Origin of the sequence: Pseudomonas antarctica, from assembly GCF_900624995.1 — a bacterium.
GTDB lineage: Bacteria > Pseudomonadota > Gammaproteobacteria > Pseudomonadales > Pseudomonadaceae > Aquipseudomonas > Aquipseudomonas antarctica.
This window is the reverse complement of sequence record NZ_UYXQ01000026.1, coordinates 1-20,689: the sequence shown is the minus strand read 5'-3', so window position 1 is coordinate 20,689 and position 20,689 is coordinate 1. Positions and strand designations below refer to the sequence as shown.

The window sequence follows — 20,689 nt, the reverse complement described above, 5'->3', positions numbered from 1 at the left end:
CGAAGATCGTTCCCGCGCCCTGCGCGGGAACGATCGTTACTGATTTGGTAACAGTCCTTGTCCTGAATGGGGATTACTCATTTTGTTACAGACGACTACTCTTAACGCACTTTCAGGGCAAATGGCCCGCTTGCTCAACAGCAAAAAAAGTCTTATTCCAATAGATTGTCCCGCTGTATCAATCTATTACCGGTGTTCACTGACGTTGATTTATCGCTCCTTGATCCAACGTCTTACTTCGGCCGCTGCCTGTGCAGCGGCCTTTTTTATGCCCGCAATAAAACGGGGCGCCCTCAGCGCCCCGTCGTATTCAATAGTGTTCAAGCAACGATCAGAGGCTGAACTTCTGCAAGTTGGCCATCATCTCCTTCAACGCCTCGATATTGTCTTTGGGGTGAGCAGCGCCTTCAAAGTCACAAATCTGCGCCCAATGTGCCGCCACGTCGTCCGGTGAGAACCCCGCTTCAGGATCAAAACCGACACCCAGACTGCGCTCCCATCGAGTCTTGCCGATCCAGCCGCCGCCCACTTCAAACAGCCCCGACGTTTCCTGGCACGCCTCGCTGCCCAGGTACACCACCAGCGGGCTGACCAGCTCCGGCTTGAGCCGCTCGAACACTTGCGGCGGGATCAGGCCTTCAGTCATGCGGGTGCCGCCAGTGGGCGCGATGGCGTTGACCAGAATGTTGTTCTTGCGCCCTTCCAGCGCCAGGGTGCGGGTCAGGCCATACAGACCCAGCTTGGCCATGCCGTAGTTGGATTGGCCGAAGTTACCGTAGATGCCCGAGGTGGACGCGGTGAAGATCACGCGGCCATAACCTTGCTCACGCAAATGCGGCCAGGCGGCGCGGGTGACTTTGTAGGCGCCTTCGACATGCACCCGGTAAACCAAGTCCCAGTCGCTGTCGTCCATTTTGTGGAAGGTCTTGTCGCGCAGGATACCGGCGTTGTTGACCACCACATCAATGCGGCCGAATACATCGAGCGCGTTCTGTACGATCTTGTCGCCGTCGGTGACGGAATCATGGTTGGCTTCGGCAATGCCACCGGCCTCGCGGATCTCGGCGACCACACGGTCGGCGGCCGAGGCATTGGCGCCTTCGCCTTGGGTGGAACCACCGAGGTCATTGACCAGCACTTTGGCCCCGTGCCTGGCGAACAGCAGCGCATGAGCCCGCCCCAACCCGCCGCCGGCACCGGTGACAATCACGACCTTATCCTGCAACTGCACTGACTCACTCATACCGAACTCCGCTGGCGACAATAGGAATGGGGTGAGTGTCAGGCAAGCAGCCTTTGGTCACAATAAAGTCGGCCGAGGCTGAATGGTGCTCGATAAGGCAGCGGGATGATTGCCTGGCTCAGACTTTCGCAGACAACCCGCTCGCCACAACGGCTTACTTGCCACAGATTATGCTCAGGAATAGGCCACTCGCGGCGCCGTCTGGCCAATACGCTCGCGAAACGCCAGGTAATGCTTGAGCACCAGCACCGGCGCTTCGATCTGCGGGTAGTGGCCGATATTGGCCAGCAACACGGTGTCAGCGTGCGGCACCAACTGGTGATAACGCTCTACCATGTGCGCGCCGGAGATCGGGTCGCCTTCGCCGTCGATCACGCGCAGTGGCACCTCGCCGCGCTGCATCGCATCCACCCACCGCTCACGCAGGCGACGGCGCTGGGGAATATAGGCAATCAGTTTGTGCAGGATGCGCGTACCGTCATTGCAATTGATCAGGCTCCAGAAATCGTCCAGCGCACTTTCACTCGGCCGCGTATTCGGGCCGAAGATCTGGCTGAAGCTGTTCGACAAGGCAGTGCGCCCGAAGGCGCGGCCGATCATCCAGCCAAGCGGGCTGAGCAACAATTTTTGCACCAGCGCCGGGCGATGGGTTTCCGGGAACAAGCCGCCATTAAGGAACACACAGCTGGCCATCTGAAAGCGGCCTTCGTGATGACGGGCGAGCAACTCCTGGGCGACGCTGTCGCCGTAGTCATGGGCCAGCACATGCACCGGTTGCTCAACGCGCAGGTAGTCGAGCAGCGCCTGCTGCAGGTCGGCCTGTTCCAACAGGCAATAGTCGTGGTCCACCGGCTTGGCCGAGTCGCCGAAACCGAGCATGTCGCAGGCGATCACCAGGTTGCGCTGGGCCAGCGGTTGCCACAGGTAATGCCAGTCCCAACTCGCCGTGGGGAAGCCATGAATCAACAGCAGCGGCTCGCCCTGCCCGGCCACCCAGTAACGGATCGTACGGCCACGAAAGACGAATGCCTGGCCACGTTTGCGCCAAGCTCTGAGCGGGATTTCGGCGAGTGGCATCAGCTTTTATACCCGGGATCTTGCAGGTCCAATTTACGCAGCAGCGCAGGCCAGGCCAGGGCGCCGCCCATACCTTGTGCGCTTTTTGTGACAGCCGCCACCATCGCCTTGGCCCCCGCTAGAATCTGCGGTTCGATGGCTATCAATTCGGTGCCGCCGTTTTGCGCCAGCACCTGGATATCGCAGGCGCGCTGGAAGGTAAACATCATCAGGAACGTATCGGCGATGGTGCCACCGCAGGTCAGCAGGCCGTGGTTATGCAGCATCAGGAAATTGCTTTCGCCCAGGTCCGCCTGCAAGCGGGCCTTTTCTTCATGGTTCAGCGCCACGCCTTCGTAGGCGTGATAGGCCAGGCTTGAGAGCACAAACAACGACTGCTGGCTGATCGGTAACACGCCCTGTTTCTGCGCGGAAACAGCAACACCGGCGGGCGTGTGAGTGTGTATCACGCATGCTACGTCGTGGCGCACTTCATGGATGGCGCTGTGGATGGTGTAGCCCGCGGGGTTGATCTCGTAGGGGCTGTCCATCAGCTTGTTGCCGGCCTGGTCGACCTTGACCAGACTCGACGCGGTGATTTCGTGGAACATCAGCCCGTAGGGGTTGATCAGGAAATCATCGGTGCCCGGCACCTTGGCGGAAATATGGGTGAAGATCAGGTCATCCCAGCCATGCAAGGCGACCAGGCGATAACAGGCCGCCAAGTCGACACGGGCCTGCCATTCGGCAGCGCTGACCTGATCTTGGACATTCTGTGGCGATAGAACGGGGGCTAGGCTCACGGCAACGACCTCCTTGGCGCACTTTGTTATTGTTTTTTTGGGTGAGGGGCCAGTCTAATCAGACGCCGTGGCACAAGGAGTTGCCTTCGCAGCCAGCTTGATGACTGAGCGAGTCATCCAAGATGAATAGTCCAAGTTGCGTCAGAGAAGCGCCGCCAATAAAGGCACGGCGAACAGGTTGAGCAACCCTGTCAACACCCTCACCAACCCCACGACCGGGCCTTCTTCGCCGCGCGCCGCCGGCGTACGCAGCGCCAACCATTTGAGCAATATGCCACCGGGCGTGGTATGCCTGACACTCAAGGCACCGGACTGCCTGTGCTGGAACATTGCCTTTATCTGCCGCGAGGGGCCTATCTTTCCAAAGCCGCCCAGCTTTGACTTGCGTTGCTGTGTGAGTGTGCGGTCAACCGCGCAGTGCAGTGACCAGCTCGGCCAGCCATGGCTCGGCGTCGGCTTCCGGGGTAACGCTTTCGCTGGCATCCAGGCGCAGCATCGGCAGCACTTCGCGAACGCCCAACTCGCCGAACAGTTCGCGCATTTGCTCGCCACCGCCGCAAAAGGTGTCCCCGTAGCTCGCATCGCCCAGGCCGATCACCGCGCCGGGCAGGCCGCGCCAGGCGGCGGGCAATTGGTCGCGAATGCTCGAATACAGCGGTTGCAGGTTGTCGGGCAGCTCGCCCATGCCGGTGGTCGACGTCACCGCCAAAAAGGCCTCGGGGGCAAAGGCCTGCACGTCGGCCAAGGTGGCGCGCGGGTTGTGCCAGGCTTCAAAACCGGCCGCGTTGAGGAGGCCGGCGGCGTGGCGGGCGACTTCTTCAGCGGTGCCGTAGACCGAGCCGGAAAGGATGGCAACTTTCATCAATCTGATCCTGTAGTTGAGCCAAAGCCTGGGATATTAACAGCTGGCGCAAATATTTCGGTGCAAGCGGCGCAACATTCAAGGTATGCCATAAACTCCAGTCTTCAAAAACAAGGCATGGACCGCTCAATGATTAACGCCAAGCTTATGCAGATGGTCATCAACGCTTCCAACGACGGCATCGTCGTCGCCGAACGCGAAGGCGAAGACAAGCCACTGATCTACGTCAACCCTGCTTTTGAGCGAATGACCGGCTACACGCCGGACGAAATCCTGTATCAGGATTGCCGTTTTCTACAGGCCGGTGACCGCGACCAACCCGCGCTGATGGCCATTCGCGAAGCCCTCGACCACGACGGCGCCTGCCGGGAAATCCTGCGTAACTACCGCAAGGACGGCACGCCGTTCTGGAATGAGCTGTCGCTGTCCACGGTGTACAACGAAGCCGACAAGCAAACCTATTTCGTGGGCGTGCAAAAAGACGTCACCACCCAAGTGAAAGCCCAGCAACGGGTGGCACAGCTGGAAGCGCAAGTGGCCCAACTCAAAGCACGTTTGGCGGCAGTTGAGGCGAGGAGCGCAATTAACAAGTTGCAGTAAATGCGGTCTTTAGAGCGATAATGGCTTTTTAATTCCTCACCCTTTGAGCTACATCAATGCACCGCGACGCGCTATTGACGCAGGATGAACTGGATTTTATCCAGGGAATGCAGCACAACCCGCAGCTCAACCTGCGGGATGCGTGGTCGAGCCTGACCGTCAACGGCGGTGCACAGATTCGCGACTTGCTCACGCGGTTGGCCGCTCACGACCACGTCACCATCCAGGCGCAGTTCGATAACCAGCAACTCACCTTTCCCCTGCACTTGGTGGAGGATGAGTTTCATGCGGTGCATTTGCGCTTGGGCGTACCGAGTATTTTTGAAGACGGCCCGATGATCCGCCCCTGGCGTCTGGCGCTTGAAACGCCGGTGGCACTGGAGAACGTCAAGGGCAACCCCGCCGCCCTGTGGGTGCACGAGGTGTCATTCAAGGGCGTGCTGGTGGAGATTCGTGGCCGGGTCAAACCGCCGAAAACCTTTTCCCTGTGGTTCAGCCCGTCCGGCTACGAGCGGATCTCACTGCGCGGCACGCTGGAGCGGGAAACCGCCCGAGGCCTGTTTGCCTACCGCCTGAGCCAAAGCGATACCGATGAAATCGAGCGCCTTCGCCAGTTCATCCTGCACCAGCACCGCTTGGTTCACCCACACGTGCACGCCTGATATCAGGTATCCAACTGCCCGCGGAGAAACTGCTGCAAGCGGCGCTGCATCAAGTGCCCTTCGCTGCCCAAGCAACCGATGGCAGACCCTGCCAACTCTTTTTCGGCCAGGTCCGAGGCGACACCGGCCAGCAGCAGCGGGCAATCCAGGGTCAGCGCCAAGCGGGTCAGGCGCCCAGCCAGGTCATGGTTGTGCGAGTGATTGGAGAAGAGGATGAGCGCCGGGGGACGCATCTTTTCACAGACCAGTGTCAACTCGTCCAAGGGTTGGCCCATGCCCAGCACCTTCACAGGTATGTCCTCGCCATTGAGCAACAACGCCGCGACCATCAATTCCAATTTACGGCACTCGCCGGGCATGGCCGTCAGCAATACCCGTGGCGCGCCTGAGGTGCCCGCCAGCCGCAGGTGTTCGAAGGTCTGCATGCGCAGGAAGGTATCGTAAAAAATCCATTCACTGGCTTGGCCGAAGCGGCCCTGATGGCGCAGCAGGTCGTTCCAGAGGGGCATCAGGATGTCCTGGAACGCCACGCTGAGCGGGTAGCTCGCAAGAATCTGTGCGTACAGGCTCTGTAGCTGACGATCGTCAAACCCACTGACGGCCTGTACCAAGCGCGCCCGCCACTGTGGCCATTCACTGTCACTGGCGGTGTCGCGCTCAGCACGAATCGCTTCAGCCTGCTGATCGTCGCGCGCCAGTATCTTGCCGACCTTGCTCACCGCCACGCCGCGCTCGATCCAATCGAGAATACGATGGATGGTCACAATATCGTCGTTGGAGTAGAGGCGATGCCCACTTTCGGTGCGCGTGGGCTGGATCAGGCCATAACGACGTTCCCAGGCACGCAGGGTGACCGGGTTGACACCTGTCAATCTCGACACTTCGCGGATCGGGAACAGCTCATCGGGATCAGCGAGGCGACCCTGGATGATGTCGCGAGTACGAACAGTAATTTCGGGCATCAGCGGTAAAAAACATCCTTTTAAAGGTGGATCCCATTTAACGCTTTTAGACTTGTCCTTTTCAAGGCCCGCTCTGTCAGACCAATGTCACTGGCGTATTTTTGCAAAACAGGAATAATCCTTGCCTGTTTTTTCTACGTCGCTGCACCACCCCGCAGCCTCGTTCGTGCGCCCCCTACCCGGATCGGCGCACCCGTACCTTTGGAGATACACAATGTCTACCTCACCCGTCACCTTGATGGTTGCGCGCCGCGTGGCCCAAGGGCGCTACGAAGACTTGATGGCCTGGCTGCGCGAAGGCGAACAATTGGCCACAGACTTCCCCGGTTACTTGGGTTCCGGCGTGCTCGCCCCGCCGCCCAATGACGATGAATTCCAGATTATCTTCCGCTTCGCCGACGAAAAAACCCTGCATGCCTGGGAGTTTTCCGCTTCGCGCAGCGCGTGGTTGAGCCGTGGCAGCGAGTTGTTTGCCGACCCGTCCGAGCATCGCGTCAGTGGCATTGACGGCTGGTTCGGCGCCGCAGGTGCACGGCCACCACGCTGGAAACAGGCCGTGGCAATCTGGTTGGCGTTTTTTCCGGTGTCGCTGCTGTTCAACGTTGTCCTGGGGCCGCTGCTCAACGAACTGGACCTGGCCCCGCGCGTGCTGGTCAGCACCCTGGCGCTCACCCCATTGATGGTTTATTGGTTTATCCCGCTGTCGACCCACCTGCTGGCGAACTGGCTGCACCCTACACCGCCACCGCGCAAGGCTGCAGAAGCCGCCGTTTGAGTACAAGAGGCCGCTCGCTGGTATAGTTTCATCCTGCCAGCGACGCGAGCCTCCCATGACAGCAACAAACGCCCCGATCCTGATCACCGGTGCCGGCCAGCGTGTCGGCCTGCATTGCGCCGAGCGCCTGCTGGACGAGGGCCATCCGGTGATTTTCAGCTACCGCAGTGAACGCCCCGGTGTGCAGGCCTTGCGCGAACGTGGCGCGGTCGGTGTGTTTGCCGACTTCTCCAGTGAGGCCGGGATTCTGGCCTTCATCACAGCACTCAAGACCCACACCGACAGCCTGCGCGCGATCATCCATAACGCCTCGGCGTGGGTCGCGGAAACGCCGGGAGACGAAAGCCGCGCATTTACCGACATGTTCAGCGTGCACATGCTTGCGCCGTACTTGATCAACCTGCATTGTTCACCTTTGCTGCAACGCTCAACACCTGCCGATATCGTGCATATCAGCGACGACGTGGTGCGCAAGGGCAGCCGTCAGCACATCGCCTATTGCGCCACCAAAGCCGGGCTCGACAGCCTCACGCTGTCGTTCGCTGCGCAGTTCGCGCCGCTGATCAAGGTCAACGGCATCGCGCCGGCGATGGTGATGTTCAACGAAGGCGACGATGCGGCCTACCGCGCCAAGGTCCTGACCAAGTCCGCACTGGGCATCGAGCCTGGGCCCGAGGTGATCTACCAGAGCGTGCGTTATCTGCTGGACAACCCTTATGTCACCGGTACCACCCTGACCGTCAACGGCGGGCGGCATATCAAGTAAGCCGTTTGTGAGGATGTTGTATGACCTTGTCCCTGCCCCAACACTACCGCGAGATTCTCAAAGGCCTGGGTGAAGACCCTGAACGCGAAGGCTTACTCGACACCCCCAAGCGCGCCGCCAAGGCTATGCAGTACCTGTGTCATGGCTACGAGCAGAACCTGGACGAAATCGTCAACGGCGCGCTGTTCGCCTCAGACAATGACGAGATGGTGATCCTCAAGGACATCGAGCTGTATTCGCTGTGCGAGCACCACCTTCTGCCCTTTATCGGCAAGGCCCATGTGGCCTATATTCCGACCGGTAAGGTGCTGGGCCTGTCGAAGCTGGCGCGCATTGTCGACATGTACGCGCGGCGCCTGCAGATCCAGGAAAACCTCACGCGGCAAATCGCCGACGCCGTCCAGCAGGTCACCCAGGCCGCAGGCGTAGCGGTGGTGATCGAAGCCAAGCACATGTGCATGATGATGCGCGGCGTGGAAAAACAGAATTCAACCATGAACACCTCGGTGATGCTCGGCGCCTTCCGCGAGTCGAACACCACCCGCATGGAGTTCCTGCAACTGATTGGACGGAGCAAGTAGCAATGCCACAACTTCAACCAGGCATGGCGCGCATCCGGGTCAAGGACCTGTGCCTGCGCACCTTTATCGGCATCAACGAGGACGAGATCCTCAACAAGCAGGACGTGCTGATCAACCTGACCATCCTGTATGCCGCTCAGGAAGCCGTGCGCGACAACGACATCGACCACGCGCTGAACTACCGCACCATTACCAAGGCCATCATCGCCCACGTCGAAGGCAACCGCTTCGCCTTGCTCGAGCGCCTGACCCAGGAGCTGCTGGACCTGGTGATGAGCAACGAATCGGTGCTGTACGCCGAAGTCGAAGTGGACAAGCCCCACGCGCTGCGCTTTGCCGAGTCGGTTTCGATTACCCTGGCGGCCAGCCGCTAACCCCAGAATCTGCAGTGAGCCCTATGAACGATCAACAACGCCTCGAACTCGAAGCCGCCGCCTTCCGCCGACTGGTGGCGCACCTGGACAGCCGCAAGGATGTGCAGAACATCGACCTGATGAACCTCTCAGGCTTCTGCCGCAACTGCTTGTCCAAGTGGTACAAAGCCGAGGCCGACGAGCGCCACATCGAGCTGAGCCTCGATGACGCCCGTGAAGTGGTGTACGGCATGCCGTACGCCGAGTGGAAAGCCCAGTACCAGAAAGAAGCCAGCGCCGACCAACAGGCGGCGTTTGCCAAAGGAAAAACCCATGACTGATTTGAACACCCTGCGCGCCAGCCTCAACAGCGGCGAACACGTCTTTGCCGACACTTTGGCGTTTGTTGCCGCCGGTTACGACTACCAGCCGCAAGCCTTCACCAATGGCAGCGTGGAAAACGCCGCCGGGCAGAACGAGGGCTCGTGCAAGACACTGGGCCTGGCGCTGCTGGAAGGGTTGAGCGATCAGGAAGCGCTGCTGGCGTTTGGTGAGCATTATCGGTCGGTGGTGGCTACACCGCAGGGCAGTGATCACGGCAATATTCGCGCGTTGATTGCGCAAGGTTTGGCTGGTGTGCAATTCACCGCGCAGCCGCTGAGCCGCAAATCCTGAGTCAAACATAGATCAAAATGTGGGAGCGGGCTTGCTCGCGAAGGCGGTAGATCAGTCGATACATGTGTGGCCTGACATACCGCTTTCGCGAGCAAGCCCGCTCCCACATTTGAACTGCGACGATCATCAGATCACGCGCATAAAAAAACCGGCCTCTCAGCCGGTTTTTTTATTGCAACGGGTTTAGAAGGAAGCGTCCTTCAAACCGTCGAGGTAACGCTCAGCGTCCAGGGCCGCCATGCAGCCGGCGCCGGCCGAGGTGATCGCCTGGCGGTACACGTGGTCGGCCACGTCACCGGCGGCAAAGATGCCTTCGATGTTGGTCGCAGTGGCATTGCCTTCACGGCCGCCCTGCACCACCAGGTAACCGTCTTTGGCGTCCAACACGCCTGCAAACAGCGAGGTGTTGGGGGTGTGGCCGATGGCGATGAACACGCCGTCGACTTTCAGCTCGTCGAAGCTGCCGTCGTTGTTTTTCAGACGGGCACCGGTCACACCCATGTTGTCGCCCAGGACTTCATCCAGGGTGGCGTTGAGCTTGAGGATGATCTTGCCTTCAGCGACACGGGCGTGCAGCTTGTCGATCAGGATCTTCTCGGCGCGGAAGGTCTCGCGACGGTGCACCAGGGTCACGGTGCTGGCGATGTTAGCCAGGTACAGCGCCTCTTCCACCGCCGTGTTGCCGCCACCGACCACGGCGACCGGCTTGTTGCGGTAGAAGAAACCGTCGCAGGTCGCGCAGGCGGAAACGCCCTTGCCCATGAACGCTTCTTCCGACGGCAGGCCCAGGTATCGGGCGCTGGCGCCGGTGGCGATGATCAGCGCGTCACAGGTGTACACGCCGTTGTCGCCAGTCAGGCTGTAAGGCTTTTTCGAGAAGTCGACTTGGTTGATGTGGTCGAAAACGATCTCGGTTTCAAAGCGCTCGGCGTGTTCTTTCATACGCTCCATCAACACTGGGCCGGTCAGGCCGTGGACATCGCCCGGCCAGTTGTCGACTTCAGTGGTGGTGGTCAACTGACCGCCCGCCTGCATGCCGGTGATCAGCAGCGGCTTGAGGTTGGCCCGGGCAGCGTAGACGGCAGCGCTGTAACCGGCAGGGCCGGAACCGAGAATAATCACTCGCGAATGACGGGTATCAGACATGACTCACTCCTATCGACCACCCGGAAAACAAGGCGGCTGGAATAAAAAAGGACCGCGAAGCACTTGGGGAAGGCTTGAACTCGCAGGTCCTGAAAAATAATGGGTGCAGCGTATCGAGGGGGGCAAGATTAAGGAAATACGGAATAACAATCCAGCTCATAGGCGGTCTCTATGCAGTCAGCTCGGTTAATCGACACCTTTGTTACCGCTGATGTCGTCACATCGACCGCGCTTTCGCGTTGAATGCAAAGCCGGTAAGGTCGGCCCGTTCGTCTTCTTGCTCGGAGTTCTCCATGCCCGCCCCCGCTCTTTCCGGCCCGCAATACCTGCGTGAAGGCCTCAAACTGGTGCTGAGCCCAGGCCTGCGTCTATTTGTGCTGCTGCCATTGGCGATCAACCTGGTGCTGTTCGTCGGTTTGATCTATTTCGCCGGCCATCAGTTCAGCCTGTGGGTCGACACCTTGATGCCGACGCTGCCTGGCTGGCTGAGCTTCCTCAGCTACATCTTGTGGCCGCTGTTTGTGGTGCTGGTGGTGCTGATGGTGTTTTTCACCTTCACCATGCTGGCCAATATCATCGCGGCGCCGTTCAACGGCTTTCTTGCGGAGAAAGTTGAAGTGGTTGTGCGCGGCACCGACGACTTCCCGCCGTTCAGCTGGGGCGAACTGGTGGCGATGGTGCCGCGCACCTTGGCCCGGGAAATGCGCAAACTGGGCTACTTCCTGCCTCGCGCGATTGGCCTGTTTATCCTGTCGTTCATCCCCGTGGTCAACCTGATCGCCGCGCCGCTGTGGCTGTTGTTTGGCGTGTGGATGATGGCGATCCAGTACATCGACTACCCGGCGGATAACCACAAGCTGGGCTGGAACGAGATGCTCGCCTGGCTGCGCCAGAAACGCTGGCAGAGCATGAGTTTTGGCGGGATTGTTTACCTGGTATTGCTGGTGCCGGTGGTCAACCTGCTGATGATGCCAGCGGCGGTGGCCGGGGCGACGTTGTTCTGGGTGCGTGAACAGGGCGCCGAGGCGATGGCCGCGCCCAAGGTGACCCAGTCATAAATCCATCACGCCAATGACACAATGACGACATGGCCCACGGTGACACTGTGGGTCATGACGACAGCTTCGCTTCACATCACCTTAATTACCGAAACCTTCCCGCCAGAGATCAACGGGGTGGCCAATACCCTTGGGCGCCTGTGTGAAGGTTTGCGCGCGCGCGGCCATCAGGTCGAGCTGGTGCGCCCACGCCAGGGCTGCGACCAGAGCCGCCCCAGCGACGACGCATTACTGCTGTGCCGTGGCTGGCCGCTGCCGGGTTACCCGGGCCTGCAATGGGGCCAGTCGTCGATGCACAAGTTGCTGCGACGCTGGACTCGCCAGCGCCCGGACGTGCTGTACATCGCCACCGAAGGGCCGCTGGGGCTGTCGGCGTTGCGCGCAGCACGGCGCCTGGGAATCAGCGTGGTCAGTGGTTTTCACACCAATTTTCAGCAGTATTCAAATCAATACGGCTTGAGCCTGCTCAGCCGCATGGTCACGCACTACCTGCGCTGGTTTCATAACCGTTCGACCTTGACTCTGGTCCCCAGCACCAGCCAACGCGTGGAGCTTGAGCGTCGGAATTTCGAGCGCCTGGGGATGCTCTCACGCGGCGTCGACAGCCAGTTGTTCCACCCGGCCAAGCGCGATCACGCACTGCGTGAAAGCTGGGCGTTGAACAGTGAGCAAATCGCCGTGCTGCATGTAGGCCGCCTGGCACAGGAAAAGAACCTGGGCCTGCTTAAACGCTGCTTTGACACCTTGCAAGACACCTATCCACTGCGCCAGATGAAACTGATCGTCGTCGGCGATGGTCCGCAACGGGGGATGCTGGAAAAGGAACTGCCCGAGGCGATTTTCTGCGGCACTCTGCGCGGTGAAGAACTGGCCCGGCATTACGCGTCCGGTGACGTATTCCTGTTTCCCAGCCTGACCGAAACCTTCGGCAATGTGGTACTGGAAGCCATGGCTTCAGGATTGGGGGTGGTGGCCTACGACCAAGCGGCCGCGACCCAGCATATTCGCCATGGTTACAACGGCGTACTGGCAATGCCGGGTGATGAGGATGCATTTTGCGATGCCGCCAATTGGCTGCTTGAGGACGCGGAGAGTTTGCGCCGTATGCGCTTGAACGCCCGCCAGCATGCGAGCCGCCAGGGTTGGCCGGCGATTATCGAGCAGTTCGAACGGCAGTTGCGCGGTGTGTGCAAGGACGGGCACCCGGTGCCCGCCCTGTCGCCTCTTACACCAGGGTCGTCAACGCCTCACGACTGAACGGCAAGATGTCGCCTTCACGACCTTCGCGCACCTTCACTGCCCAATCCGGATCCACCAGCAGGGCACGTCCCACGGCGACCAGGTCGAACTCGTCGTTGTTCAGGCGCTCCAGCAGTTTTTCCAGGCTTGCCGGCTGCGCGACCTTGTCGGTGTTGACCATGAATTGCAGGAACTCGCCGTCCAAGCCAACGCTGCCGACGGTGATGGTCGGCTTGCCAGTGAGCTGACGCGTCCAACCAGCCAGGTTGAGGTCGGAACCTTCGAATTCAGGCTCCCAGAAACGGCGAGTGGAGCAGTGGAATATATCCACACCGGCGTCAGACAGTGGCTGGAGAAACTCACCCAGCGCCTCAGGGGTTTGCACCAGACGTGCGGTGTAGTCCTGCTGTTTCCACTGTGAGAAACGCAAGATGATCGGGAAGTCCGGGCCTACGGCGGCGCGGGTGGCTTGGATCAGTTCGATAGCAAAGCGTGAACGCTTGGCCAAGCTGCCGCCGTATTCGTCGGTGCGCTGATTGGTGCCTTCCCAGAAGAACTGGTCGATCAGGTAACCGTGGGCGCCATGGATCTCTACACCGTCCATGCCGATGCGTTGTGCATCCTTGGCGGCTTGGGCGAAGGCGTTGATCACGTCCTTGATATCTTGGGTGGTCATGCCGTGCACCACCACGTTACCGTCCTTGAGTTTTTCCATCGGCCCGTAGCCTGGCACGCTGGCGTCAGGCTCGGTGCCGATACGGCGTACGCTGCCCACGTGCCACAGTTGTGGGACTATCTTGCCGCCTTCGGCGTGCACCGCGTCGACCACTTTCTTCCAGCCGGCCAACGCGGCCTCACCGTAAAAATGCGGGACGTTCGGGTAGCCATTGGACGCCTGATGGGCGACCACGGTGCCTTCGGTGATGATCAGGCCAACGCCGGCGGCGGCGCGGCGGCGGTAGTACTCGATGACTTTAGAATTGGGTACGCCACCCGGCGAGAACGAACGGGTCATCGGCGCCATAACCACGCGAGTGGACAGTTGCAGTGCACCGAGCTGGAAGGGTTTGAACAGAGCTTGGACGGGCATAGGGGCACTCCACATGAGGGGGATTTATGATGTGGATAATATGGGCAGTGCGACGTGCTGGGTAGCACTATTGATTCGGGTGATTAAGGGATAAAAGCGGGACGCAGAGCGTGCGCAAAGGCGTTCCCACGCAAAGCGTGGGAACGATCAGAGGGCGCTCAACTCAGGGCTTTTTCGATGGCCTGCACGATCGTCGGGTCATCCGGTGCCGTGCGCGGCGAGAAGCGCGCGAGCACCCGCCCATCCTTGCCCAATAGGAATTTCTCGAAATTCCAGGTGATGTCCCCAGGAAATTCGGCACCCTCGCCCGCCAGCAGGCGATAGAGCTGATGACGTTCCGGACCATTGACGTCGAGCTTGCTGCCCAGCGGGAACGTCACGCCATAATTGAGGCTGCAAAACTCCCGGATCTCTTCCTCGGTGCCCGGCTCCTGGCCTGCAAACTGGTTGCAGGGCAAACCGAGTACGGTAAACCCCTGGCTCTTATACTGCTGATAGAGGTTTTCCAACGCCGCGTATTGCGGGGTCAAGCCACATTTGGAGGCTACATTGACCACCAGCACCACTTGCCCCTTGAAGGGCGCCAGCGCAAGCTCTTGTCCGTCCAAAGCTTTGAGTTTCAGGTCGTGGAAAGCACTCATGACGAACTCCAGATATCCCATGTTCTTTTGCGTTGCGGCCGTTCGAGATTACAGACCGCAAGCTTGCAATCATAGCCGCCGATGACAAAACTCGCCTGCGAACTACTGAGCGGTCGGCCAGGGCAAAATCGGAATCGCCGTAACAGCGTTTTGCGGGCTGCCTTCGATCAAACGGTCGCTGTAGACCAGGTAAACCAGGGTGTTGCGCTTTTTGTCGAGGAAGCGCACTACCTGCATGGTCTTGAACACCAGCGAAGTTCGCTCCTTGAACACTTCGTCGCCGTCCTTGAGTTCGCCCTTGAAGTGAATCGGGCCGACCTGACGGCAGGCAATCGAGGCTTCGGCACGGTCTTCGGCCAAGCCCAGGCCACCTTTCACGCCGCCCGTCTTGGCGCGCGACAAGTAGCAGGTCACGCCGTCGACCTTGGGGTCATCAAACGCTTCGACCACGATCCGGTCGTTGGGGCCGACAAACTTGAACACCGTCGACACCTGACCAATCTCTTCAGCCGAGGCCAGCAGCGGCATGGCCAGCAGCAGGCCGAGCAATCCCTTCATTACGCGCATCGTGTATTCCTTCGCTTAGACCAGGATGAGGTTATCGCGGTGAACCAATTCCGGTTCGGCCATGTAACCCAATAGTCCGACAATCGCGTCAGACGATTGTCCAATGATTTTCTGCGCCTCAAGGGCGCTGTAGTTAGCCAGACCACGGGCGATCTCACGACCGTCCGGCGCAACGCACACCACCATCTCGCCGCGGCGGAAACTGCCCTGCACCAACTTGACGCCTACCGGCAGCAAGCTCTTATTGCCTTGGGACAGCGCCGACACGGCGCCATCGTCCAGCACCAGCGTGCCACGCGTTTGCAGGTGCCCGGCCAACCACTGCTTGCGCGCTGCCAGCATGCCGCGTTCCGGTGACAACAGCGTACCGATGCGCTCGCCGGCCTTGAGACGATCCAGCACGCGCTCCAGGCGCCCACCGACGATGATGGTGTGCGCGCCGGAACGCGCAGCCAGGCGTGCCGCACGCAGCTTGGTCTGCATGCCGCCACGGCCCAGGGCACCGCCGACACTGCCGGCCACGGCGTCCAGCGCCGGGTCATCGGCGCGCGCCTCGTAGATCAGTTGGGCATTGGGGTTGTTGCGCGGGTCGGCATCGAACATCCCATCGCGGTCGGTGAGGATCACCAACAGGTCAGCTTCGACCAGGTTGGCCACCAGCGCAGCCAAGGTGTCGTTGTCGCCGAAGCGGATTTCGTCGGTGACCACGGTGTCGTTCTCGTTGATCACCGGGATGACCTTGAGCTCGACCAAGGCGCGCAAGGTGCTGCGGGCGTTGAGGTAGCGCTTGCGGTCGGACAGGTCGTCGTGGGTCAGCAGGATCTGCGCCGTGTGGCGGCCGTGCTCGGCAAAGCTGGATTCCCAGGCTTGCACCAGGCCCATCTGGCCGATGGCGGCGGCGGCTTGCAGCTCGTGCATCGCGCTGGGTCGCGCGGTCCAGCCAAGGCGGCTCATCCCGGCGGCAACGGCCCCGGACGACACCAGCACCAACTCGACACCGGCCTCATGCAAGGCCACCATCTGCTCGACCCACACGCTCATGGCTGCGCGATCCAGACCTTTACCATCCGCCGTCAGCAGCGCACTTCCGATCTTTACGACCCAGCGCTGCGCACCTGTCACTTTGCTCCGCATCATCTTCAACCTTAGATAGTGGGCTGCGCGACCCAGCGCCGCCCATAACGTTATTAGTGACTACGTATATCCAGATACCAAAACGCCGCTCCAGAGAGCGGCGTTTAAGTTTATCGCAACCGGTCAGTCGCGCACGTAAATGATTTCCGGACCGTCTTCATCATCCACGTCTTCTTCGTCCCAGTCATCGTCGCCGATGTCATGGACCGACTTCACGCCGCTGCGGCGCAAGGCACGCTGGTCGTCAAGGGCCTGCAGCTGGGCACGGGCTTCGTCTTCGATCTGCTGATCGAGTTCGGCCAGTTCGGCCTTGAATACCGGGTCGGCCGCCAGGCGGTCGGCGCGGTCTTCCAGGTAGCGCATGATGTCGCGGCAAAGACGCTCGGTGCCTTCTTTGGCGATGGCCGAGATCACGTAGACCGGACCTTCCCACTCCAGGCGATCGACGATTTCCTTGACGCGCTCTTCGTGCTCTTCTTCGAGGATCTGGTCGCACTTATTGAGTACCAGCCAGCGATCACGCTCGGCCAGGGCCGGGCTGAACTTGGTCAGTTCGCTGACGATCACTTCGGCGGCATCCGGAGCGCTGGTGTCATCCAGCGGCGCCATATCGACGAGGTGCAGCAGCAAACGGGTACGCGACAAGTGCTTGAGGAAGCGAATCCCCAGGCCTGCGCCGTCGGAAGCACCTTCGATCAAGCCAGGAATGTCGGCGACCACGAAGCTTTTCCAGCGGTCGACGCTGACCACGCCCAGGTTTGGCACCAGGGTAGTGAACGGGTAGTCGGCAACTTTCGGCTTGGCGGCCGAGACCGAGCGAATGAAGGTACTTTTACCGGCGTTCGGCAGGCCCAGCAGGCCTACGTCTGCGAGTACTTTCATTTCCAGCTTGAGGTCACGCTGCTCGCCCGGCTTGCCCGGTGTGGTCTGACGTGGCGCACGGTTGGTACTGGACTTGAATCGGGTGTTACCCAGACCGTGCCAGCCGCCCTGCACAACCATCAGCTTCTGGCCGGCCTTGGTCAGGTCGCCAATCACTTCCTGAGTGGCGGAGTCGATGATCGTGGTGCCCACCGGCACACGCAGTACCAGGTCTTCACCTTTTTTACCGGTGCAGTCGGTGCTGCCGCCGTTGGAGCCACGCTCGGCATCGAAGTGCCGGGTGTAACGGTAGTCGACCAGGGTGTTGAGGTTTTCGTCGGCCATCATGTAGATGGAGCCGCCGTCACCGCCGTCACCGCCGTTGGGGCCACCGTTTTCGATGAATTTTTCGCGACGGAAACTCATGCAACCGTTACCGCCGTCGCCTGCTTTTACTCGGATGGAAACTTCATCAACGAACTTCATAACAAAACGCCTCTCGTCGCATGGACGAGCTTAAGAAACCAAGACATAAGACTCTTGCAAAAATGAGCGCAGCGACCTCAAACAATGACCGCCTATCCAGCGCCTGAGCCCATTACAAACAGCTTTGCAAGAGACTCACTCCACAAACGAAAAAGCCCCGTCGCGAGACAGGGCTTTTCCAGCGATCGCGCAATTAAGCGGCGACAACGCTCACGTAACGGCGGTTGAACGCGCCTTTTACTTCAAACTTGATCACGCCTTCGATTTTAGCGAAGAGGGTGTGATCTTTACCCATGCCAACACCGTAACCGGCGTGGAATTGGGTGCCGCGCTGACGCACGATGATGTTGCCCGGAATGATTTTCTGGCCGCCATACATCTTAACGCCAAGGCGTTTGGCTTCTGAGTCGCGACCGTTACGGGTACTACCACCAGCTTTTTTGTGTGCCATGAGTCAATTCTCCTAGTGAGGAATTAGGCTGAAATTAAGCCTGAATACCGGTGATTTTGATCTCGGTGTACCACTGGCGGTGGCCCATACGCTTCATGTGGTGCTTACGACGACGGAACTTGATGATGCGGACTTTATCGTGACGACCTTGGGAGATCACTTCAGCCACAACGGTAGCGCCAGCAACAACTGGAGCGCCGATGTTCACGTCATCGCCATTGGCGACCAACAGAACGCGATCAAAGGTAACGGATTCGCCGGTAGCGATTTCCAGTTTTTCGATCTTCAGGTATTCACCTGGGGCGACCTTGTATTGCTTGCCACCAGTAACAATTACTGCGTACGACATGGTATTTCTCCGATAATCCTGCTCACCCAGCGCTTTATAAGAAGAGGTATTGGCTGGCATGGCTGCATGGGATGGACGTCCCGAATGCAATTGCGTAAGGCAGGTGCTGCCCAGGAAGTTCAGGGTGCGCGATTGTACGCAAGGTAAATGGGTGTTGCAAGAGGCCGTCTATCGCGCCTTGACAGTGTCGGGCCTGGGTCCTAGCATGCCGCGCAACCCTTCTGGAGCGACTGTCGCTGATGCAACCCCAAGCTTTCTACCGCGCGGTCGCGGACGATTTTAGCGCCGTCGACGGCATCATCAAGCAGCAGCTGACGTCTAAAGTGCCGCTGGTCTCCAAAATTGGCGACTACATTACGTCGGCGGGCGGCAAACGCCTGCGTCCTTTATTAGTGTTGCTGTGTGGCAAGGCCCTGGGCCGCGAAGGCGATGACCTGCGCCTGCTGGCGGCCACCATCGAATTCCTGCACACCGCCACCCTGCTGCATGACGACGTGGTCGACATGTCCGGCATGCGTCGTGGCCGCGAGACCGCCAATGCAATGTGGGGCAACGCCCCAAGCGTGCTGGTCGGCGACTTCCTCTACTCGCGCTCGTTCGAAATGATGGTCGAACTGGGCTCGATGCCGGTGATGAAGATTCTTTCACAGGCCACACGCATCATCGCCGAAGGCGAAGTGTTGCAGCTGTCGAAGGTTCGTGACGCCAGCACCACCGAAGAAACCTACATGGAAGTGATTCGCGGCAAAACCGCGATGCTCTTCGAGGCTTCCACCCACAGTGCCGCCGCCCTGTGTGGCGCCACTGCCGAACAGGCCGAAGCCCTGCGCACCTTTGGTGACCATCTGGGCGTGGCGTTCCAACTGGTAGACGACCTGCTCGACTATAAAGGCGATGCCGAGACCCTGGGCAAGAACGTCGGTGACGACCTGGCCGAGGGCAAGCCAACCTTGCCGTTGATCTATACCATGCGCGAAGGCACGCCGGAACAGGCTGCTCTGGTGCGCAAAGCGATCCAGAAAGGCGGGATCGAAGACCTCGAAAGCATCCGCGCTGCCGTGGAAGCTTCGGGCTCCCTGGAGTACACCGCGCAACTGGCGCGCGACTACGTTGCACGCGCCATCCAGTGCCTGGAAGCGATCCCGGCCAGCGAATACCGGGATGCCCTGGTTGAGCTGAGTGAGTTCGCGGTCGCGCGTACGCACTGATTCGGCGCTGATTAATGTGGGAGCAAGCCCGTCCCACATTTAGACCTTATTACCACTTCACGACCCCGCCCGTGCCACAAAACCCTATATAATGTGCGACTTTAGCCAATCCTGACTTTCAAGGAGCCTTAGTGAGCACTTTGCCACCCTGCCCAAAATGCAATTCCGAATACACCTACGAAGACGGCGCCCAGCTGATCTGCCCGGAATGCGCCCATGAGTGGTCCGCCAGTGGCGAGGCCGAAGCGGCCAGCGATGAAACCGTGAAGAAAGACTCTGTAGGCAACGTCCTGCAGGACGGCGACACCATCACCGTGATCAAAGACCTCAAGGTCAAAGGTACGTCCCTGGTGGTCAAGGTCGGCACCAAGGTCAAGAACATCCGCTTGTGCGACGGCGACCACGATATCGATTGCAAGATCGACGGTATCGGTCCGATGAAACTCAAGTCCGAGTTCGTGCGCAAAGTCTGAACCTGCTGCATCCATCCCGCGCCCGCCGCGGGATGGCGTTTCGCTCTCTCCGTTGATCGAACACAATATCCACACAGAAAAACCCGGAAACCGCCAATAGGCGCTTGCTATTCTACTAATAAGAATTATTCTCATTGAAACCCATCAAGGAGAACCACTTATGACGTATTTGATCGATGCCTGGCTGGACCGCCCACACCCTTACCTGCGAATCCTGCATCGGGAAACCGGGGAAGTCTGTGCTGTGCTGGAAGAAGAAGCGCTGAATGAATTGCAGGACCAGGGTGACCTGGACGTAAGCGGCCTGAGTTCCAGTGAGCCTGGGGTGCTCAAGGAAGTGGTGCGTAATTTATTTCTGTTCTGCTATGCCCGAGCGTTGCGCCCGGCCACGGAGCTCACTGGCAAGTTCCATCCATGAACGACCACGCAAAACCTGAATGCACCGGCTCTATGTGGGAGCCGGGCTTGCCCGCGATACAGACGACTCGGTCAAACCTGCTACCGAGGTGACGCAATCGCAGGCAAGCCCGCTTGTATGGTTAGACTTGTTGGGGTGGTGGGACTAAAAGCCAGCATCTGACTCTAGCCAGTACAGACCGTGGGAGACTTCGCCCCACCCCTTCACCAAAGCGCCGATAAGGAATGCAT

Annotated in this window: 26 protein-coding genes and 1 pseudogene; 13 read left to right on the top strand and 14 right to left on the bottom strand. The window is 59.7% G+C overall.

Annotation, left to right across the window (positions count from 1 at the left end):
• Positions 1–331: 331 nt before the first annotated feature.
• The 5 genes and pseudogenes from E0F99_RS15655 to E0F99_RS15635 form a co-directional block, all read right to left on the bottom strand.
• Positions 332–1,243 carry an SDR family oxidoreductase gene (locus E0F99_RS15655; protein ID WP_083356816.1) on the bottom strand — a complete coding sequence of 304 codons (912 nt, stop codon included), beginning with the start codon at positions 1,241–1,243 and terminating at the stop codon, positions 332–334.
• 174 nt (positions 1,244–1,417) lie between these two features.
• Positions 1,418–2,320, bottom strand: a complete 903-nt coding sequence (locus E0F99_RS15650) for an alpha/beta fold hydrolase (protein ID WP_083356815.1) — start codon at positions 2,318–2,320, stop codon at positions 1,418–1,420.
• Positions 2,320–3,102, bottom strand: coding sequence for a class II aldolase/adducin family protein (locus tag E0F99_RS15645; RefSeq protein WP_083356814.1), 783 nt, complete (start codon positions 3,100–3,102; stop codon positions 2,320–2,322). Before E0F99_RS15645 ends, E0F99_RS15650 begins: the two co-directional genes overlap by 1 nt.
• Positions 3,103–3,243: 141 nt before the next feature.
• A pseudogene (locus E0F99_RS15640) lies at positions 3,244–3,381 on the bottom strand (LrgB family protein); the annotation flags it as partial.
• Positions 3,382–3,508: 127 nt separating this feature from the next.
• Entirely contained in the window at positions 3,509–3,964 is a 456-nt protein-coding gene (locus E0F99_RS15635; RefSeq protein WP_083356812.1) for a flavodoxin, read from the bottom strand.
• A gap of 129 nt (positions 3,965–4,093) precedes the next feature.
• Here E0F99_RS15635 and E0F99_RS15630 point away from each other — a divergent pair, with 129 nt between their 5' ends.
• Together E0F99_RS15630 and E0F99_RS15625 are read left to right on the top strand one after the other, a co-directional pair.
• Entirely contained in the window at positions 4,094–4,564 is a 471-nt protein-coding gene (locus E0F99_RS15630) for a PAS domain-containing protein (protein WP_083356811.1), read from the top strand.
• 56 nt (positions 4,565–4,620) lie between these two features.
• Complete coding sequence (locus E0F99_RS15625; protein ID WP_083356810.1) at positions 4,621–5,226, top strand: hypothetical protein; 606 nt, start codon at positions 4,621–4,623, stop codon at positions 5,224–5,226.
• Positions 5,227–5,228: 2 nt separating this feature from the next.
• Here E0F99_RS15625 and E0F99_RS15620 read toward each other — a convergent pair whose 3' ends face one another.
• Positions 5,229–6,188 carry a MerR family transcriptional regulator gene (locus tag E0F99_RS15620; protein WP_083356809.1) on the bottom strand — a complete coding sequence of 320 codons (960 nt, stop codon included), beginning with the start codon at positions 6,186–6,188 and terminating at the stop codon, positions 5,229–5,231.
• Positions 6,189–6,402: 214 nt separating this feature from the next.
• On the opposite strand from E0F99_RS15620, the gene E0F99_RS15615 reads away from it, so the two are divergent.
• From E0F99_RS15615 to E0F99_RS15590, 6 genes are read left to right on the top strand one after another with little or no spacing between them, the layout of a single operon-like run.
• Positions 6,403–6,963: a putative antibiotic biosynthesis monooxygenase gene (locus tag E0F99_RS15615; protein WP_083356808.1), complete on the top strand. Its 561-nt coding sequence runs from the start codon at positions 6,403–6,405 to the stop codon at positions 6,961–6,963.
• 55 nt (positions 6,964–7,018) lie between these two features.
• Complete coding sequence (gene folM / locus E0F99_RS15610) at positions 7,019–7,729, top strand: dihydromonapterin reductase (protein ID WP_083356807.1); 711 nt, start codon at positions 7,019–7,021, stop codon at positions 7,727–7,729.
• Positions 7,730–7,749: 20 nt separating this feature from the next.
• A complete protein-coding gene (folE, locus tag E0F99_RS15605) occupies positions 7,750–8,310 on the top strand; it encodes a GTP cyclohydrolase I FolE (RefSeq protein WP_083356806.1) in 561 nt (186 codons plus the stop codon).
• A gap of 2 nt (positions 8,311–8,312) precedes the next feature.
• Positions 8,313–8,684 (top strand): dihydroneopterin triphosphate 2'-epimerase, encoded by a 372-nt coding sequence (gene folX, locus E0F99_RS15600; protein WP_003194073.1) that lies wholly within the window; start codon positions 8,313–8,315, stop codon positions 8,682–8,684.
• Between the two features lie 23 nt (positions 8,685–8,707).
• Positions 8,708–9,004 (top strand): DUF1244 domain-containing protein, encoded by a 297-nt coding sequence (locus E0F99_RS15595; protein ID WP_065908484.1) that lies wholly within the window; start codon positions 8,708–8,710, stop codon positions 9,002–9,004.
• Entirely contained in the window at positions 8,997–9,338 is a 342-nt protein-coding gene (locus E0F99_RS15590) for a HopJ type III effector protein (RefSeq protein WP_083356805.1), read from the top strand. Before E0F99_RS15595 ends, E0F99_RS15590 begins: the two co-directional genes overlap by 8 nt.
• 183 nt (positions 9,339–9,521) lie before the next feature.
• On the opposite strand, the gene trxB is transcribed toward E0F99_RS15590, so the two are convergent.
• A complete protein-coding gene (gene trxB, locus E0F99_RS15585; RefSeq protein ID WP_083356804.1) occupies positions 9,522–10,484 on the bottom strand; it encodes a thioredoxin-disulfide reductase in 963 nt (320 codons plus the stop codon).
• 293 nt (positions 10,485–10,777) lie between these two features.
• On the opposite strand from trxB, the gene cysZ reads away from it, so the two are divergent.
• On the top strand, positions 10,778–11,542 hold the full coding sequence (gene cysZ, locus E0F99_RS15575) for a sulfate transporter CysZ (RefSeq protein ID WP_083356803.1): 765 nt from the start codon (positions 10,778–10,780) through the stop codon (positions 11,540–11,542).
• A gap of 54 nt (positions 11,543–11,596) precedes the next feature.
• Positions 11,597–12,799 carry a glycosyltransferase family 4 protein gene (locus E0F99_RS15570; RefSeq protein WP_083356802.1) on the top strand — a complete coding sequence of 401 codons (1,203 nt, stop codon included), beginning with the start codon at positions 11,597–11,599 and terminating at the stop codon, positions 12,797–12,799.
• Here the strand turns inward: E0F99_RS15570 and E0F99_RS15565 are convergent.
• The 7 genes from E0F99_RS15565 to rplU all read right to left on the bottom strand — a co-directional run bounded on the left by E0F99_RS15565 (position 12,768) and on the right by rplU (position 18,360).
• Positions 12,768–13,871: an NADH:flavin oxidoreductase gene (locus E0F99_RS15565; protein ID WP_083356801.1), complete on the bottom strand. Its 1,104-nt coding sequence runs from the start codon at positions 13,869–13,871 to the stop codon at positions 12,768–12,770. The genes E0F99_RS15570 and E0F99_RS15565 overlap by 32 nt on opposite strands.
• Before the next feature lie 158 nt (positions 13,872–14,029).
• The gene (locus tag E0F99_RS15560; RefSeq protein WP_083356800.1) at positions 14,030–14,512 is read right to left on the bottom strand and encodes a glutathione peroxidase; all 483 of its coding nucleotides are present in this window, start codon (positions 14,510–14,512) and stop codon (positions 14,030–14,032) included.
• A 102-nt stretch (positions 14,513–14,614) separates the two neighbouring features.
• Complete coding sequence (locus E0F99_RS15555; RefSeq protein WP_017137940.1) at positions 14,615–15,079, bottom strand: CreA family protein; 465 nt, start codon at positions 15,077–15,079, stop codon at positions 14,615–14,617.
• Positions 15,080–15,094: 15 nt separating this feature from the next.
• A complete protein-coding gene (gene proB, locus E0F99_RS15550; protein ID WP_083356799.1) occupies positions 15,095–16,213 on the bottom strand; it encodes a glutamate 5-kinase in 1,119 nt (372 codons plus the stop codon).
• 123 nt (positions 16,214–16,336) lie between these two features.
• Positions 16,337–17,560 carry an Obg family GTPase CgtA gene (gene cgtA, locus E0F99_RS15545; protein ID WP_064454107.1) on the bottom strand — a complete coding sequence of 408 codons (1,224 nt, stop codon included), beginning with the start codon at positions 17,558–17,560 and terminating at the stop codon, positions 16,337–16,339.
• A gap of 193 nt (positions 17,561–17,753) precedes the next feature.
• The gene (rpmA, locus tag E0F99_RS15540; protein ID WP_003176049.1) at positions 17,754–18,011 is read right to left on the bottom strand and encodes a 50S ribosomal protein L27; all 258 of its coding nucleotides are present in this window, start codon (positions 18,009–18,011) and stop codon (positions 17,754–17,756) included.
• Positions 18,012–18,045: 34 nt separating this feature from the next.
• On the bottom strand, positions 18,046–18,360 hold the full coding sequence (rplU, locus tag E0F99_RS15535) for a 50S ribosomal protein L21 (RefSeq protein ID WP_003176051.1): 315 nt from the start codon (positions 18,358–18,360) through the stop codon (positions 18,046–18,048).
• 239 nt (positions 18,361–18,599) lie between these two features.
• On the opposite strand from rplU, the gene E0F99_RS15530 reads away from it, so the two are divergent.
• The 3 genes from E0F99_RS15530 to E0F99_RS15520 all read left to right on the top strand — a co-directional run bounded on the left by E0F99_RS15530 (position 18,600) and on the right by E0F99_RS15520 (position 20,459).
• Positions 18,600–19,568, top strand: a complete 969-nt coding sequence (locus tag E0F99_RS15530) for a polyprenyl synthetase family protein (RefSeq protein WP_083356798.1) — start codon at positions 18,600–18,602, stop codon at positions 19,566–19,568.
• A 131-nt stretch (positions 19,569–19,699) separates the two neighbouring features.
• Positions 19,700–20,041 carry a zinc ribbon domain-containing protein YjdM gene (locus E0F99_RS15525; protein ID WP_083356797.1) on the top strand — a complete coding sequence of 114 codons (342 nt, stop codon included), beginning with the start codon at positions 19,700–19,702 and terminating at the stop codon, positions 20,039–20,041.
• Between the two features lie 160 nt (positions 20,042–20,201).
• A complete protein-coding gene (locus tag E0F99_RS15520) occupies positions 20,202–20,459 on the top strand; it encodes a PA4570 family protein (protein WP_083356796.1) in 258 nt (85 codons plus the stop codon).
• The last annotated feature ends 230 nt before the right edge of the window (positions 20,460–20,689 follow it).